General features: G+C 70.7%; 14 protein-coding genes. 11 read left to right on the forward strand and 3 right to left on the reverse strand.

The genetic code is table 11. The features are described 5' to 3' along the window. Positions 1-213 precede the first annotated feature (213 nt). Positions 214-1,083 (reverse strand): LysR family transcriptional regulator, encoded by an 870-nt coding sequence (locus tag G3I41_RS11235; protein ID WP_164400055.1) that lies wholly within the window; start codon positions 1,081-1,083, stop codon positions 214-216. A gap of 119 nt (positions 1,084-1,202) precedes the next feature. Between G3I41_RS11235 and G3I41_RS11240 the strand changes: the two genes are divergently transcribed. Continuing rightward, positions 1,203-1,802, forward strand: coding sequence for a short chain dehydrogenase (locus tag G3I41_RS11240; protein ID WP_164400056.1), 600 nt, complete (start codon positions 1,203-1,205; stop codon positions 1,800-1,802). 28 nt (positions 1,803-1,830) lie between these two features. Here the strand turns inward: G3I41_RS11240 and G3I41_RS11245 are convergent, their stop codons facing one another. Further along, positions 1,831-2,424 carry a hypothetical protein gene (locus G3I41_RS11245; protein WP_164400057.1) on the reverse strand — a complete coding sequence of 198 codons (594 nt, stop codon included), beginning with the start codon at positions 2,422-2,424 and terminating at the stop codon, positions 1,831-1,833. 130 nt (positions 2,425-2,554) lie between these two features. On the opposite strand from G3I41_RS11245, the gene hemL reads away from it, so the two are divergent. The 8 genes from hemL (at position 2,555) to G3I41_RS11285 (ending at position 11,235) form a co-directional block, all read left to right on the forward strand. Continuing rightward, a complete protein-coding gene (gene hemL, locus G3I41_RS11250; RefSeq protein ID WP_164400089.1) occupies positions 2,555-3,871 on the forward strand; it encodes a glutamate-1-semialdehyde 2,1-aminomutase in 1,317 nt (438 codons plus the stop codon). Continuing rightward, complete coding sequence (locus tag G3I41_RS11255; protein ID WP_164400058.1) at positions 3,868-4,557, forward strand: histidine phosphatase family protein; 690 nt, start codon at positions 3,868-3,870, stop codon at positions 4,555-4,557. Before hemL ends, G3I41_RS11255 begins: the two co-directional genes overlap by 4 nt. Positions 4,558-4,722: 165 nt before the next feature. Then, entirely contained in the window at positions 4,723-5,988 is a 1,266-nt protein-coding gene (locus G3I41_RS11260) for a hypothetical protein (RefSeq protein ID WP_164400059.1), read from the forward strand. Between the two features lie 67 nt (positions 5,989-6,055). Continuing rightward, on the forward strand, positions 6,056-6,664 hold the full coding sequence (locus G3I41_RS11265; protein ID WP_164400060.1) for a TlpA disulfide reductase family protein: 609 nt from the start codon (positions 6,056-6,058) through the stop codon (positions 6,662-6,664). Positions 6,665-6,668: 4 nt separating this feature from the next. Next, positions 6,669-7,430 (forward strand): cytochrome c biogenesis protein CcdA, encoded by a 762-nt coding sequence (locus G3I41_RS11270; protein WP_343242103.1) that lies wholly within the window; start codon positions 6,669-6,671, stop codon positions 7,428-7,430. Between the two features lie 6 nt (positions 7,431-7,436). Then, positions 7,437-9,158 carry a cytochrome c biogenesis protein ResB gene (locus G3I41_RS11275; RefSeq protein ID WP_164400061.1) on the forward strand — a complete coding sequence of 574 codons (1,722 nt, stop codon included), beginning with the start codon at positions 7,437-7,439 and terminating at the stop codon, positions 9,156-9,158. After that, positions 9,155-10,243, forward strand: coding sequence for a c-type cytochrome biogenesis protein CcsB (ccsB, locus tag G3I41_RS11280; RefSeq protein WP_164400062.1), 1,089 nt, complete (start codon positions 9,155-9,157; stop codon positions 10,241-10,243). The genes G3I41_RS11275 and ccsB overlap by 4 nt, the downstream gene beginning before the upstream one ends. A 77-nt stretch (positions 10,244-10,320) precedes the next feature. Next, positions 10,321-11,235 carry an aminoglycoside phosphotransferase family protein gene (locus G3I41_RS11285; RefSeq protein ID WP_164400063.1) on the forward strand — a complete coding sequence of 305 codons (915 nt, stop codon included), beginning with the start codon at positions 10,321-10,323 and terminating at the stop codon, positions 11,233-11,235. Here the strand turns inward: G3I41_RS11285 and G3I41_RS11290 are convergent. Beyond that, entirely contained in the window at positions 11,232-11,618 is a 387-nt protein-coding gene (locus G3I41_RS11290; RefSeq protein WP_164400064.1) for a PLD nuclease N-terminal domain-containing protein, read from the reverse strand. The genes G3I41_RS11285 and G3I41_RS11290 overlap by 4 nt on opposite strands. A gap of 351 nt (positions 11,619-11,969) precedes the next feature. Here G3I41_RS11290 and G3I41_RS11295 point away from each other — a divergent pair, with 351 nt between their 5' ends. After that, a complete protein-coding gene (locus tag G3I41_RS11295) occupies positions 11,970-13,427 on the forward strand; it encodes a menaquinone biosynthesis decarboxylase (protein WP_164400065.1) in 1,458 nt (485 codons plus the stop codon). Beyond that, the gene (gene mqnP, locus G3I41_RS11300; RefSeq protein WP_164400066.1) at positions 13,424-14,341 is read left to right on the forward strand and encodes a menaquinone biosynthesis prenyltransferase MqnP; all 918 of its coding nucleotides are present in this window, start codon (positions 13,424-13,426) and stop codon (positions 14,339-14,341) included. Before G3I41_RS11295 ends, mqnP begins: the two co-directional genes overlap by 4 nt. Positions 14,342-14,355: the final 14 nt, after the last annotated feature.

The following is a 14,355-nucleotide window of genomic DNA, read 5'->3' on the forward strand; positions in this document are numbered from 1 at the left end:
GCGCAGGCCGCCCTGGTCACCCTGTGGAACGCGGCGATGGCCCTCGGCGGTGTCGTCGGCGGCCTTCTGCTGGACCACTGGGGCACCGGCGCGGTCGCCGCGTCCGCCGCCGTGCTCGGGGCGGCGGCGCTGCTCGTGGTCGTCGGGGGCCGGCGGGACGCGTTCCCGGGTACGTGAAAGGGCCCCGGTGCGGGCGGCGGCGGGCGTTCCGGCTCAGCCGCCGCTCACCACGTCCCGGACCGCCGCCAGGAAGTCCTCCGTACGCGGATGCGTGGGATGAACGGGGCGCGCGAGGTAGACGGTCGCGGCGGGCGCGTCGGCCACCGGGACGAACCGGACGCCCGGGTGGCCGTGGCTCTCGGCCGTCCCCGCCGCCCCCAGGCCGAAGGCGCCCCCGGCGGCGATCAGGTTCAGCCACTCGTCCACATTGCCGACCTCGACCGTGCGGTCCGGGCGCTGCTCCGGCGGCCACAGGCCGGGCGACGCGGTGCCGGTGTCCGGCCACAGGGCGAGGGGGAGGGGCGGGCGGGCGGTCAGTTCGGCCATCAGGACCCGCTCCCGGCCGGCGAGCGGGTGGTCGTCGGGCAGGGCGGCGACCCGGTCCTCCGTGTACAGCGCCTCGGTGCGGATGCGGGGGTCGGCGGGGACGGTGCGGAGCACGGCGACATCGGTGGCCCCGGTGGCCAGCCCCGCCGTGCTGTTGTCCTGGCGGACCACGTCGAGCGGGACGTGCGGGTGCGCCCGGCGCCACGAGCGCAGCAGCGGAACGGTCTGCCGTCCGAGCACCGCGCAGGTGTAGCCGATGCGCAGAGGGCGGGAGACGGTACGGGTGTCGGCGAGGGCCGCGTCGAGATGGGCGAGGATCGCCCGCCCGTGCCCGAGCAGGGTCCGCCCGGCCGGGGTGAGCGCCAGGTGCCGGGGCGAACGGTCGACGAGCCGGACGCCGACCCGTGACTCCAGCTGGGCCAGCGTGCGCGAGAGGGCGGGCTGCGTCATGTGCAGCCGGACCGCGGCGCCGGTGATGGTGCCCGCCTCGGCCACCGCGTCCAGCGCCCTGAGGTGGCGCAGCTCCACATCATCCATGCCCGAGGAGCATAGTCCCTGCGCAGACGGCATTTCCGACGCGCTCGCGGGGTCCGTAGCGTCGAAGGCGCCGGGGCTCTCCCGGCCTCCCTGGACACACGATGGACGGACGGTGCGACATGCGGATTCTCCTGGTCGGCGCGGCGGGCACGCTGGGCGGCGCGGTACGGAAGGCGCTGGCGGCGCGCGGTCACACGGTGATCGGGGTCGGCCGCTCGGGCGGTGACCTGGTGGCCGACGTGACCCGGCCCGACGAGGTCGCCCGGCTCTACGCGGAGGCCGGCCCGCTGGACGCGGTGGCGGTCACCGCCGGCGACGCGGTGTTCCGCCCGCTCGCCGACCTGACCCCCGACGACTTCGCGGCCACGTTCCGCGGCAAGGCCCTGAGCCAGCTCGACCTGGTCCGCCAGGGCGCGGCCCACCTGCCCCCGCACGGCTCGTTCACCCTGGTCAGCGGCATCCTGACGGAGGAGCCCATCGCGGCCGGCGCAGCCGCCTCGGCGGCGAACGGGGCGGTGGAGGCGTTCGTCCGGGCCGCCGCGATCGAACTCCCGCCCCAGCGGGTCAACGCGGTCAGCCCCACGGTGGCCGAGGAGTCCCTGCCCGCCTACGGCTCCTTCTTCGCCGGCGTCGAAGCGGTCCCGGCGGCCCGCGTGGCCACGGCGTACGTCCGCTCGGTCGAGGGCGCGCAGACGGGGCGGGTGTACCGGGTCCGGTAGGCGGGGGCGGCCCCGAGCAGCGCCTCCGTCAGGGCCAGACCAGGCAGTACGCCTGGTGCCCCGCGTCGTGCAGGCGGTGGCTGAAGTCCTGCCACTCGTGCAGCAGCTGGTAGACGTTGAACGCGTCGCGCGGGCCGCCCCGGTCCGGGACCGTGGACCAGATGAAGGCGGCGGCGCCGACCGACTCCTCGCCGACGCCGCGCAGCGGGTCGACCACCGTCATGGGGAGCTTGACCACGGCGTAGTCGGGGTGCAGGACGACCAGTTCCAGCGGGGGGACCTTGTGCAGAGGTATGCCCTGGATTCCGGTGAGGACCATCGCGGCCACCGTCTCCGGCTTGATCTTGGTGAACATGCCGCCCATGCCGAGCTCGTCGCCGCCGAGCTCCTCGGGGCGCATGGAGATGGGCACGCGTGCCGCGGTGGCCCCGTCGGGAGCACCGAAGTACTTGTAGGTCACCCCCACCCGGCCACCACTCCCGCTCCCGGCTCCGCCCGTCCGCGCCTCACCGGCCTGTATGCCCTGCGTGTGCTCGGCCTCGCGCCGCCGGTGCCGGCCACGCCGGGCAGGCTCGGGCCCCGGGCCGTCGGTCCCTTCGCCCACTCCGCCACCGCGATGCATATCTCATCCACCCGACTACTCACTAGGAGGCACAGCCCCCGCCGTGCAACCCGATCATCGTGTCAGTGACCTCCCCCACGGGCGTGCGGTGAAACACCTGTCCGCAAAGACCGTCCGTGGCTCTGACACCATGGCATGTGTGAGCTTTCCCTATGACGCCCCAGTTTCGCAGACGCTTTTCGACCGCGCGTCCCTCGTGACGCCCGGCGGCGTGAACTCTCCTGTCCGAGCCTTCCGGGCCGTGGGCGGTACGCCCCGGTTCATGGTGTCCGGTACCGGTCCGTACCTGACCGACGCCGATGGTCGTGAGTACGTCGACCTCGTGTGCTCGTGGGGGCCGATGATCCTCGGCCACTCCCACCCCGAGGTGATCGCCGCAGTCCAGGAGGCCGTCGCCCGCGGCACCTCGTTCGGTACGCCCGGCGAGGGCGAGGTCGCGCTCGCCGAGGAGATCGTCGCGCGCGTCGAGCCGGTCGAGCAGGTGCGGCTGGTGTCGTCGGGGACCGAGGCGACGATGTCCGCGATCCGCCTCGCCCGCGGGTTCACCGGCCGGGCCAAGGTCGTGAAGTTCGCCGGCTGCTACCACGGCCACGTGGACGCCCTGCTCGCCTCCGCCGGGTCCGGCGTCGCGACCTTCGGGCTGCCGGACACCCCCGGGGTCACCGGCGCGCAGGCGGGCGACACGATCGTGCTGCCGTACAACGACCTGGAGGCCGTGCGCGCCGCGTTCGCCGCGCGGCCGGGCGAGATCGCGTGCGTGATCACCGAGGCGTCGCCGGGCAACATGGGCGTCGTCCCGCCGCTGGACGGGTTCAACGCGGGGCTCAAGGAGCTGTGCGCCGCCAACGGGGCGCTGTACATCTCCGACGAGGTGATGACCGGCTTCCGTACGTCGAAGGCCGGCTGGTACGGCGTCGACGGGGTCCGCCCGGACCTGATGACCTTCGGCAAGGTCATGGGCGGCGGCTTCCCGGCCGCGGCGTTCGGCGGGCGCGCCGACGTGATGGCGCACCTGGCCCCGGCCGGCCCGGTCTACCAGGCGGGCACGCTGTCCGGGAACCCGGTCGCCACCGCCGCCGGCCTCGCGCAGCTGCGGCTGCTGGACGACGCCGCGTACGCGAAGGTGAACGCGGTCTCCGCCGAGATCCGGGGTCTGGTGAGCGCCGCCCTGGACAAGGAGGGCGTCGCGCACACCGTCCAGGCGGCCAGCAACATGTTCTCCGTGTTCTTCACGGACGGGCCCGTCCGCGACTATGAGGACGCCAAGCGGCAGGAGGCCTTCCGCTTCACGCCGTTCTTCCACTCGATGCTGGCGCAGGGCGTCTACCTCCCGCCGTCCGCGTTCGAGTCGTGGTTCGTGTCCACCGCCCACGACACGCAGGCCGTCGAGCGCATCGCCGCCGCCCTGCCCGCCGCCGCCCGCGCCGCCTCGGAGGCCACCGCATGAGCGAGAAGAACCCCGACGACATCACCGTGGTCCACCTGATGCGCCATGGCGAGGTGCACAACCCGGAGGGCGTGCTGTACGGGCGCCGGGCCGGGTACCACCTCTCCGAGCTGGGCCGGCAGATGGCCGACCGGGTCGCCGAGCACCTGGAGAAGCGCGACATCACGTACGCCGTCGCCTCCCCGCTGGAGCGCGCCCAGGAGACCGCGACCCCGATCGCCAAGGCGCACGGCCTGGACCTCGCCACGGACGACCGGCTCATCGAGGCCGCCAACGTCTTCGAGGGCAAGACCTTCGGCGTGGGCGACGGCGCGCTGCGCAAGCCGGACAACTGGAAGCACCTGACGAACCCGTTCCGCCCGTCCTGGGGCGAGCCGTACATCGAGCAGGTCGTCCGCATGATGGGCGCGCTCGACGCGGCCCGGGACGCGGCCCGGGGGCACGAGGCGGTCTGCGTCAGCCACCAGCTGCCGATCTGGATCGTGCGCAGCTTCGTGGAGCGGCGGCGGCTCTGGCACGACCCGCGCAAGCGGCAGTGCACGCTCGCCTCGCTGACCAGCTTCACGTACCGGGGCGACAAGATCGTCTCCGTCGGCTACTCGGAGCCGGCCCGCGATCTGGTCCCCGCGCACCTGCGGGCCGGTGCCAAGCCGGTGAAGGGCGCCTCGAAGGGGTTCGGGGCGTAGTGGCCCCGCAGGTCAAGAGATCAGCACTTGTGTTCGGTCAACGCCAGGGGCTGGTTTCGTAAAGAATTTTGTGCTATCCGGGGGAACCTCCGTGTGGCTCCTCCCATCTAAGCGATTGCCAGTTTGTATGTACTTAAGGCAAAACGACCGCAGATGGGAAGCCGCATGCGTGAGATCAGCCGAAGGGGATTGCTCGGAGCCGGTCTCGGCGCCGCGGCCGCCGCCGGAATGGCGGGGTGCGGCACCACCGGCTCCGCCGGCCCCGGTGACGGAAGCCCGAGCCCGGACAAGGGCGCGACCGGAGAGAAGGCGGCCGGCGGTACCTCGAAGGGCACCGGGAACAAGAAGGGCGTCCGCGCCATCGGCGACGGTTCCACCGCCTACACCGGGAAACAGCCGAAGCAGCCGCACGCCCCCGTGCCCCTGGAACCCGGTCAGAAGCCGCCGCAGTTCGTGATCTTTTCCTGGGACGGGGCCGGCGAGGTCGGCAACGGGCTCTTCCCGCGTTTTCTGGAACTCGCCCGGGAACACGACGCGTCGATGACCTTCTTCCTCTCCGGCCTCTATCTCCTGCCGGAATCGAAGAGGACGCTCTACCGCCCGCCGAACAACCCCGTCGGCGCCTCCGACATCGGCTATCTCACCGACGGCCACCTCAAGGAGACGCTGAAGAACGTCCGGCAGGCATGGCTCGACGGCCACGAGATCGGCACCCACTTCAACGGGCATTTCTGTGCCGGATCCGGATCGGTCGCCAACTGGACCCCGGCCCAGTGGCAGAGCGAAATCGACCAGGCGATCTCCTTCGTCACCCAATGGCGCACCAACACCGGCTGGGACGGCGAGGAATCGCTCCCCTTCGATTACCGCAAGGAACTCGTCGGCGGCCGCACCCCCTGTCTCCTCGGCCAGGACAATCTGCTGCCCACCGCCAAGAAGCTCGGCTGGCGCTACGACGCCAGCTCGCCCGGCGGCACCCAGGTCTGGCCCGTCAAACGCCAGGGCGTCTGGGACCTGCCGCTCCAGGGCATCCCCTTCCCCGGGCACACCTTCGAAGTCCTCTCCATGGACTACAACATCCTCGCCAACCAGTCGCAGAACTCGACCAAGGGAATGCCCTCCCGCTATCCCGGCTGGCGCGAACAGGCCACGCAGTCCTATCTCAGCGGATTCAAACGCGCCTACGAGACGAACCGCGCGCCCTTCTACATCGGAAACCACTTCGAGGAGTGGAACGGCGGCATCTATATGGACGCCGTCGAAGAAGCACTCAAGCACATCGCCGGTAAACCGGATGTGCGCCTCGTCTCCTTCCGGCAGTTCGTCGACTGGCTCGATGTCCAGGACCCGGCGGTCCTCGCCAAGCTGCGTACACTCCAGGTGGGCGAAGCACCCGCAGGCGGCTGGAACACCTTCTTTAAACGAGCCTGACAACGGGCTTTACGGGCACCGAGGGGGGTGCCCAAGATCCCCGGAACGGCCATGCGAAACTTTTCACATGAGCCATGGCCGCGCACCCCGACGCCGCTTCACGCTGCTCGCCGCCCCCCTGGCGGCCGCCGCGCTCGCACTGACGCTGACCGCGTGCGACTCCGGCAGCAAGACCAGCGGCGGCGGCGACACCAACTTCGTCACGGGCAACGGCGGAATCGCCACCGCGCCCAAGGACGAGCGCGTCGACGCACCGGAGCTCGCCGGCGAGACCGTGGACGGCAAGCAGCTCGACCTCGCCGACTACAAGGGCAAGATCATCGTCCTGAACGCCTGGGGCTCGTGGTGCGCCCCCTGCCGGCTCGAAGCGAAGTACTTCAAGAAGGTCGCCGAGGCCACCGAGGACAAGGGCGTGCAGTTCGTGGGCATCAACACCCGCGACAACTCCAAGAGCAACGCCGTGCAGTTCGAAGAGAGCCACGAGACCCCCTACCCCAGCTTCTACGACCGGACCGGAAAGCTCCTGCTGCGCTTCCCCAAGGGCACCTTCCGGCTCCAGTCCATCCCGTCGACCGTCGTCATCGACCGGGACGGCAAGCTCGCCGCCCGCTTCGTGGGCCCGATGGACGACACCGATCTGCACAAGATGATCGACCCGCTGATCGCGGAGAAGTGATCAGGTGAGCACCCTCGCCGCCGCCATGCAGAACGGCACGGTCATGAACGGGGCCCTCCTGGTCGCCCTGCCCATCGCCCTGCTCGGCGGGCTCGTCTCGTTCTTCTCGCCCTGCGTCCTGCCGCTCGTCCCCGGCTACCTCAGCTACGTCACCGGAGTCAGCGGCGCCGACCTCGCCGAGGCCCGGCGCGGCCGGATGGTCGCGGGCGCCTCGCTCTTCGTCGCGGGCTTCACCGCCGTCTTCGTCTCCGGCGGCGCGCTTTTCGGCTTCTTCGGCGACACGCTCCAGGCCAACAGCGGACCGCTCACCAAGGTGCTCGGTGTGCTGATGGTCCTCATGGGCGTCTTCTTCATGGGCCTCATGCCGTGGATGACGCAGCGCGAGTTCCGCATCCACAAGAAGCCGGTGACCGGCCTGGTCGGCGCCCCGCTGCTCGGCGCCCTCTTCGGCATCGGCTGGACCCCGTGCCTCGGGCCCACGCTCAGCTCGGTGTCCATCCTCGCCATGGACCAGGGCACCGCGGGACGCGGCGCCATACTGACCGTCGCCTACTGCATGGGCCTGGGCATCCCCTTCGTGCTCGCCGCCGTCGCCTTCCGCAAGGCCCTCGGCGCGTTCGGATGGGTCAAGCGCCACTACGCCTGGGTCATGCGCATCGGCGGCGGAATGATGATCGTGACCGGGCTGCTCCTGCTCACAGGCGCGTGGGGCAGCATGATGCAGGAACTACAGGGCTGGTCGGACGGCTTCCAGGTGGGGATCTGAGTACCAATGAGCAACACCACCTCCAACCCCTCCCAGGAGCGGGACCAGGAGAACGCAGCTGAGCTCGGCGCCGCCGGCTCCCAGCTCTCCACCGCCCCCCGCGAGGAGACCCTGGCGAACCTCCCCGCCATGGGCGTCATCGGCTGGATCCGCTGGTTCTGGCGCCAGCTCACCTCCATGCGGGTCGCGCTGATCCTGCTCTTCCTGCTCTCGCTCGGCGCCATCCCCGGCTCGCTGATCCCGCAGAACAGCGTGGACGAGCTGAAGGTGCAGACGTTCAAGGACGCGCACACCGTCGTCACGCCGATCTACGAGAAGCTCCAGTTCTTCGACGTCTACAGCTCGGTGTGGTTCTCCGCGATCTACATCCTGCTGTTCGTCTCGCTCATCGGCTGCATCGTCCCGCGCACCGCCACGTTCGTCGGCCAGCTCCGCAGCCGCCCGCCGGGCGCCCCCAAGCGCCTCACCCGGCTCCCCGCGTACACCACCTGGCGCACCGAGGCCGAGCCGGAGAAGGTCCACGAGGCCGCGCTCGCGATCGTCCGCAAGCGCCGCTACCGGGCCCACCTCGCCGGTGACGCCGTCGCCGCCGAGAAGGGCTACCTGCGCGAGGCCGGCAACCTGATCTTCCACATCGCGCTCATCGTGATGCTCGTCGCCTTCGCCTGGGGCCAGCTCTTCAAGTACGAGGGCGCCAAACTGGTCGTCGAGGGCGACGGCTTCTCCAACACGACCACCCAGTACGACAACTTCAAGTCCGGCTCGCTCTACGACGACGACGAGCTGACTCCGTTCAGCTTCACCCTGGACGACTTCATCGGCACGTACGAGCGCAAGGGGCCGCAGATCGGCACCCCGCGTACCTACGAGGCCCGCGTGACCTTCTCCGACGGCGCGTACGGCAAGCCGGAGAAGAAGGTCATCAAGGTCAACGAACCCCTCGTCGTCCACGGCACGAAGGTCTACCTCAACGCCCACGGCTACGCGCCCGTCGTCTCCGTCAAGGACGGCCGGGGCAAGGAGGTCTACAAGGCCGCCGTCCCGTTGCTGCCCATCGACAACAACGTCACGTCGAGCGGCGCCATCAAGGTGCTCGACGGCTACCGGAACAAGAACGGCAAGATCGAGCAGCTGGGCTTCCAGGCGTTCTTCGTGCCGACCTTCGCGGGCAAGGGCAAGGGCACCATGTGGTCCCAGTTCCCGGCCGCCGACTTCCCCGTCCTGGCGCTCAACGGCTACCACGGCTCCATCGGCGTCGACTCCGGCATCGCGCAGAACGTGTACCAGCTGGACACGAGCAAGATGAAGGAGTTCAAGGACGCCGACGGCAAGCAGCTCAAGCAGCGCCTCCTCGTCGGCGAGACGATGAAGCTGCCCGACGGGGCCGGCTCCATCACCTTCGAGGGCCTCCAGGAGTGGGCGAGCTTCCAGATCTCCGAACAGCCCGCCAGCGGCTGGGCGCTCACCGGCGCCGTGGCCGCCATCGCCGGCCTCGCCGGCTCCCTGTTCATCCAGCGCCGACGCGTCTGGATCCGGGCCGTGCGCGGCGCCGACGGCGTCACCGTGGTCGAGATGGCCGGGCTCGGCCGCAGCGAGTCCGCGAAGCTTCCCGAGGAGCTGGCCGACCTCGCGGTCACGCTCAACGCCGAGGCGCCCACCGCGCCCGGCACCGACAGCGACGTCGCCGAGGCGTCCTCCGTAGAACCCGCCGAAGGGGCTGAGAAGTGAATCTCGCCGCCGCAACCAACGAGAATCTGGCACACACCAGCAATGTGCTGATCTATTCGTCGATGGCCGTGTACACCCTGGCCTTCTTCGCGCACATCGCGGAGTGGGTGTTCGGCAGCCGGAGCAAGGTGGGCCGCACCGCCGCCGCGCTCACCACCGAGGAGGCCGCCGCGGCGGCCGGCACGGTGAAGGTCCAGGTCGCCGCCAAGGGCGGGGGCACCGCCGTCCTGGAGAAGCCCAAGGTCATCACCCGGTCCGCAGCCGGCTCGCGTGACGTACCGGACGGGCCCGGCGCCGCCGGCGGCACGTTCAAGGGCGACCTCTACGGGCGGATGGCGGTCTCGCTGACCGTCCTCGCGTTCCTGGTCGAGGCCGGCGGCGTCGTCGCCCGCGCGCTGTCGGTGCAGCGCGCGCCCTGGGGCAACATGTACGAGTTCTCCATCACCTTCTCCACGGTGGCGGTCGGCGCGTACCTGATCCTGCTCGCGCTGAAGAAGAACGTCCGCTGGATGGGGCTGCTGCTCGTCACCACCGTCCTGCTGGACCTCGGCATCGCGACCACGGTCCTCTACACCTCCAGCGACCAACTGGTGCCCGCGCTGCACTCCTACTGGCTGTGGATCCACGTCTCCACCGCCATCATCTGCGGCGCCGTCTTCTACATCGGCGCGGTCGGCACCCTGCTCTACCTCTTCCGCGACAGCTACGAGAACAAGCTCGCGAGCGGCCAGGAGCCCGGCTCCTTCGCGCAGTCGGTGCTCTCCCGGCTGCCGTCCGCGTCGACCCTCGACAAGTTCTCGTACCGGATCAACGCGGCCGTCTTCCCGCTGTGGACGTTCACGATCATCGCGGGCGCGATCTGGGCGGGCGACGCCTGGGGCCGCTACTGGGGCTGGGACCCCAAGGAGGTCTGGTCCTTCATCACCTGGGTCGCGTACGCCGCCTACCTGCACGCCCGCGCCACCGCCGGCTGGAAGGGCCGCAAGGCCGCCTACCTGGCCCTGGTCGCCTTCGGCTGCTGGCTGTTCAACTACTACGGCGTCAACATCTTCGTCACCGGCAAGCACTCGTACGCCGGCGTCTGACGCACACCGCTGCACCGCCTGCCCGCCACCGGTCCGCCGGGGCGGGCAGCGGTCGTTCCCCGGGGGAGGGGCAGCACGTGACCATGCACGACGACCAGGTGGACGTGACCGCCGAGACCGTCGCGGCCCTGATCCGCGACCAGTTCCCGCAGTGGGCCGGCGAGGCCGTCCGACCCCTGGCCTCCACCGGCACGATGAACACCATCTTCCGCATCGGTGACGGCCTCTCCGCCCGCTTCCCGCTGCACGGGAACGACCCCGCCGAGGCGCTGGCAGCCCTGGAACAGGAGGCCCGGGCGGCCGCGGAGCTGGCGCGCGTCTCCCGCTTCCCCGTCCCGGAACCGGTCGCCCTCGGCGCGCCCGGCGCCGGCTACCCCATGCCCTGGGCCGTCCAGACCTGGCTGCCCGGGACCAACGCCTTCGACGCCGACCCGGCCGCTTCCGACGCCTTCGCCCAGGACCTCGCGGACTTCGTCGCCGGCCTCCGGGACGCCGGCACGGGGGGCCGCTCCTTCGGCGGCCGGGGGCGCGGCGGGGCGATCGCCGACCACGACGGCTGGATGGCCACGTGCTTCGAGGAGAGCGAGGGCCTGCTCGACGCGGTACCGCTGCGCGCGCTGTGGGCCGGCTTCCGGGAGCTGCCGCGCACGAGCCCCGACGTGATGAGCCACGGCGATCTGATCCCCGGCAACGTCCTGGTCCTGGGCGGCCGGCTCGGCGGCGTGCTCGACACCGGCGGCTTCGGCCCGGCCGACCCGGCGCTGGACCTGGTCGGCGCCTGGCACCTGCTGGGCCCGGGCCCGCGCGAGGTGTTCCGGCGGGCGCTGGGCTGCGACGACCTGGAGTGGGAGCGCGGCAGGGCGTGGGCGTTCGAGCAGGCGATGGGCCTGGTCTGGTACTACGCGGAGAGCAATCCGCCGATGAGCGCGCTGGGCCGCCGCACGCTGGCCCGGATCCTGGACCCGGCGGGTGCCGCCCAGGACAGGTCCTAGGAGGCTTCCTCGGTGCCGTTCTCACGGCGCTTCAGCTCGTCCTCGCGGCGGCGCAGGTCCGCCTCCCAGTCCTTGAGGAGCGCCTCGTCCTTCTTGTTCTCCTCCTTCAGCGACTTCAGGAAGTCCGGGTTGTCGTCCGGAGCCACCCACTGCTGACGGTGGTTGCGGTGCCACTCCGAGGGCGTACGGCCTCCGGCGGGCGCCTGGCGGACCTTGCCGGCGGCCAGCCAGACGATCGGGCCGACGATCCAGAACAGCAGGATGATGAAGACCCAGGCGATCTTCGGCAGGTGCTTGGCCTCGTCCTCCGGGGTGTTCAGGCAGTCGATGAACGCGAAGATCGTCAGTGCCAGCGGCAGAAGGTAGATCAGGGCCCGGAACATGGTGGAAAAGTCCCCCCGAAGAGAGTGGGCGGGGCATTCCCCCGCCCCGGTGAAGGGCCCAGGGTAGCGGGTGTCGTCTACGGCCCACGGCGAGCAGGTGGGAACCGGCGGCGAGCAGCTCCGGGTGCGGTTCGGCCGCCGGCGCGGAGGCGAACAGGCGCGATCCGGCCAGGGATTCCCCCGTGTGGCGCTCGGTCGCCCATGCGGCTGCGGTGTGCGGAGAGGGCGGGACCGGACGCGGAGCCCGACCGCGTTCGCGGGGTGCCGATGCCGGGCTGACCGGACGGCGGTCGACGGCTGACGCGGGGAGCCCTGACGGCCTCCGTGGGGGAGGATGTCAAACTTGTCCCCATGGCTTACGACGATCTTCGATCCCTCCTCCGGGCTCTGGAGCGCGAGGGCGAGCTCAAGCGCATCAAGGCCGAGGTCGACCCCTACCTGGAGGTCGGTGAGATCGTCGACCGGGTGAACAAGGCCGGCGGGCCCGCGCTGCTCTTCGAGAACGTCAAGGGGTCCTCGATGCCCCTGGCCATGAATGTCTTCGGCACCGACAAGCGGCTGCTCAAGGCGCTCGGGCTGAAGTCCTACGGGGAGATCAGCGAGAAGATCGGCGGGCTGCTCAGGCCCGAGCTGCCGCACGGCTTCGTCGGCGTGCGGGAGGCCTTCGGGAAGCTCGGGTCGATGGTGCACGTGCCGCCGAAGAAGGTGAAGGGCGAGAACGCGCCCGTCCAGGAGGTCGTCCTCACCGGCGACGACGTGGACCTGGACCGGCTGCCCGCGCTGTTCACCTGGCCCAAGGACGGCGGCTCCTTCTTCAACCTGGGGCTGACGCACACCAAGCACCCGGAGACCGGCGTCCGCAACCTCGGGCTCTACCGGCTCCAGCGGCACGACCGGCGCACCATCGGGATGCACTGGCAGATCCACAAGGACAGCCGCAACCACTACCAGGTCGCCGCCCGGCGCGGGGAGCGGCTGCCCGTCGCCATCGCGTTCGGCGCGCCGCCCGCCGTCACGTACGCCTCCACCGCGCCGCTGCCCGGGGACATCGACGAGTACCTGTTCGCCGGGTTCATCCAGGGCAAGCGGATCGAGATGGTCGACTGCAAGACCGTGCCGCTCCAGGTGCCGGCCAACGCCGAGGTGGTCATCGAGGGCTGGCTGGAGCCCGGCAAGACGCTGCCCGAGGGGCCGTTCGGCGACCACACCGGGTTCTACACCCCGCAGGAACCGTTCCCCGCGCTGACGATCGACTGCGTGACCATGCGGAAGCGGCCCCTGCTCCAGTCCATCGTGGTGGGCCGGCCGCCGACCGAGGACGGGCCGCTCGGGCGGGCCACCGAACGGTTCTTCCTGCCGCTGCTCAAGATCATCGTGCCGGACATCGTGGACTACCACCTGCCGGAGTCCGGCGGCTTCCACAACTGCGCGATCGTCTCGATCGACAAGAAGTACCCGAAGCACGCGCAGAAGGTCATGAGCGCCATCTGGGGCGCGCACATGATGTCGCTGACGAAGCTGATCGTCGTCGTGGACTCGGATTGCGACGTCCACGACCTGCACGAGGTGTCCTGGCGGGCCCTCGGCAACACGGACTACGCCCGCGACCTGGTGGTCACCGAGGGTCCCGTCGACCACCTCGACCACGCCTCGTACCAGCAGTTCTGGGGCGGCAAGGCGGGCATCGACGCGACGAGGAAGTGGCCCGAGGAGGGGTACACGCGAGACGGGGGCTGGCCGGACATGGTCGAGTCGGACCCGGAGACGGCGGCCCTGGTGGACCGCCGGTGGAAGGAATACGGCCTGTGAGCACCGCCGAAGCGACCCTGGGATCGGGGCCCGCACAACCGAACAGCAGGGTGAAGGCGTTCCTGCGGCTCGTGATGATCGAGCACTCCGTCTTCGCGCTGCCCTTCGCGTACATCGCCGCCCTCACCGCGATGTTCCTCGACGGCGGGGAGATCCAGTGGGTCACGCTGCTGCTCGTCACGGTCGCGATGGTCGGGCTGCGGACGTTCGCCATGGCCGCGAACCGGATCATCGACCGCGAGATCGACGCCCGCAATCCGCGCACCGCGGGCCGTGAGCTGGTGACCGGTGCGGTGTCGGTGAAGTCGGCGTGGACGGGCGCGCTCGTCGCCGTCGTCGTGTTCCTCGGGGCCGCGGCCCTGCTGAACCCGCTCTGCCTGGCGCTGGCACCGGTCGCGGTGATCCCGATGGTCGTCTACCCGTACGGCAAGCGGTTCACGAACTTCCCGCACGCCATCCTGGGGCTCGCCCAGGCCATGGGCCCGGTCGGGGCCTGGCTGGCGGTGACCGGCAGCTGGTCGTGGGACGCGGTGATCCTGGGGCTGGCCGTCGGCATCTGGATCGGCGGCTTCGACCTGATCTTCGCCTGCCAGGACGTGCAGGCCGACCGGGCGCACGGGGTGCTGTCCTTCCCGGCGCGCTTCGGCATCCCGGCCGCGCTGTGGGGCGCGCGGGTGTGCCACGTGGTGACGACGGGCCTGCTGGTCTGGTTCGGCCTCGCCACGGACGCGGAGGTTTTCTACTGGATCGGCATGGTGATCGTCTCGGTCGCCTTCGTGTACGAGCACCGGGTGGTGCGCCCGCACGACCTGTCCCGGCTGAACCGGGCGTTCTTCTCGGTCAACGGCTTCATCGGCATAGCGCTGTTCGTGTGCGCGCTGCTGGACCTGGTGGTGCGCGGCCTCACGGTGTGAGCGCGCCCGGGGCG

This window comes from Streptomyces sp. SID9727 (assembly GCF_010550605.1).
Taxonomy (GTDB): domain Bacteria; phylum Actinomycetota; class Actinomycetes; order Streptomycetales; family Streptomycetaceae; genus Streptomyces.

Coding starts and splice junctions, on each gene's coding strand:
- G3I41_RS11235 (WP_164400055.1), bottom strand. CDS start 1,083: ATGGATGATGTGGAGCTGCGCCACCTCAGGGCGCTGGACGCGGTGGCC.
- G3I41_RS11295 (WP_164400065.1), top strand. CDS start 11,970: ATGGCTTACGACGATCTTCGATCCCTCCTCCGGGCTCTGGAGCGCGAG.
- G3I41_RS11245 (WP_164400057.1), bottom strand. CDS start 2,424: ATGCATCGCGGTGGCGGAGTGGGCGAAGGGACCGACGGCCCGGGGCCC.
- G3I41_RS11275 (WP_164400061.1), top strand. CDS start 7,437: ATGAGCAACACCACCTCCAACCCCTCCCAGGAGCGGGACCAGGAGAAC.
- hemL (WP_164400089.1), top strand. CDS start 2,555: ATGGCATGTGTGAGCTTTCCCTATGACGCCCCAGTTTCGCAGACGCTT.
- G3I41_RS11260 (WP_164400059.1), top strand. CDS start 4,723: ATGCGTGAGATCAGCCGAAGGGGATTGCTCGGAGCCGGTCTCGGCGCC.
- G3I41_RS11290 (WP_164400064.1), bottom strand. CDS start 11,618: ATGTTCCGGGCCCTGATCTACCTTCTGCCGCTGGCACTGACGATCTTC.
- G3I41_RS11255 (WP_164400058.1), top strand. CDS start 3,868: ATGAGCGAGAAGAACCCCGACGACATCACCGTGGTCCACCTGATGCGC.
- G3I41_RS11240 (WP_164400056.1), top strand. CDS start 1,203: ATGCGGATTCTCCTGGTCGGCGCGGCGGGCACGCTGGGCGGCGCGGTA.
- G3I41_RS11265 (WP_164400060.1), top strand. CDS start 6,056: ATGAGCCATGGCCGCGCACCCCGACGCCGCTTCACGCTGCTCGCCGCC.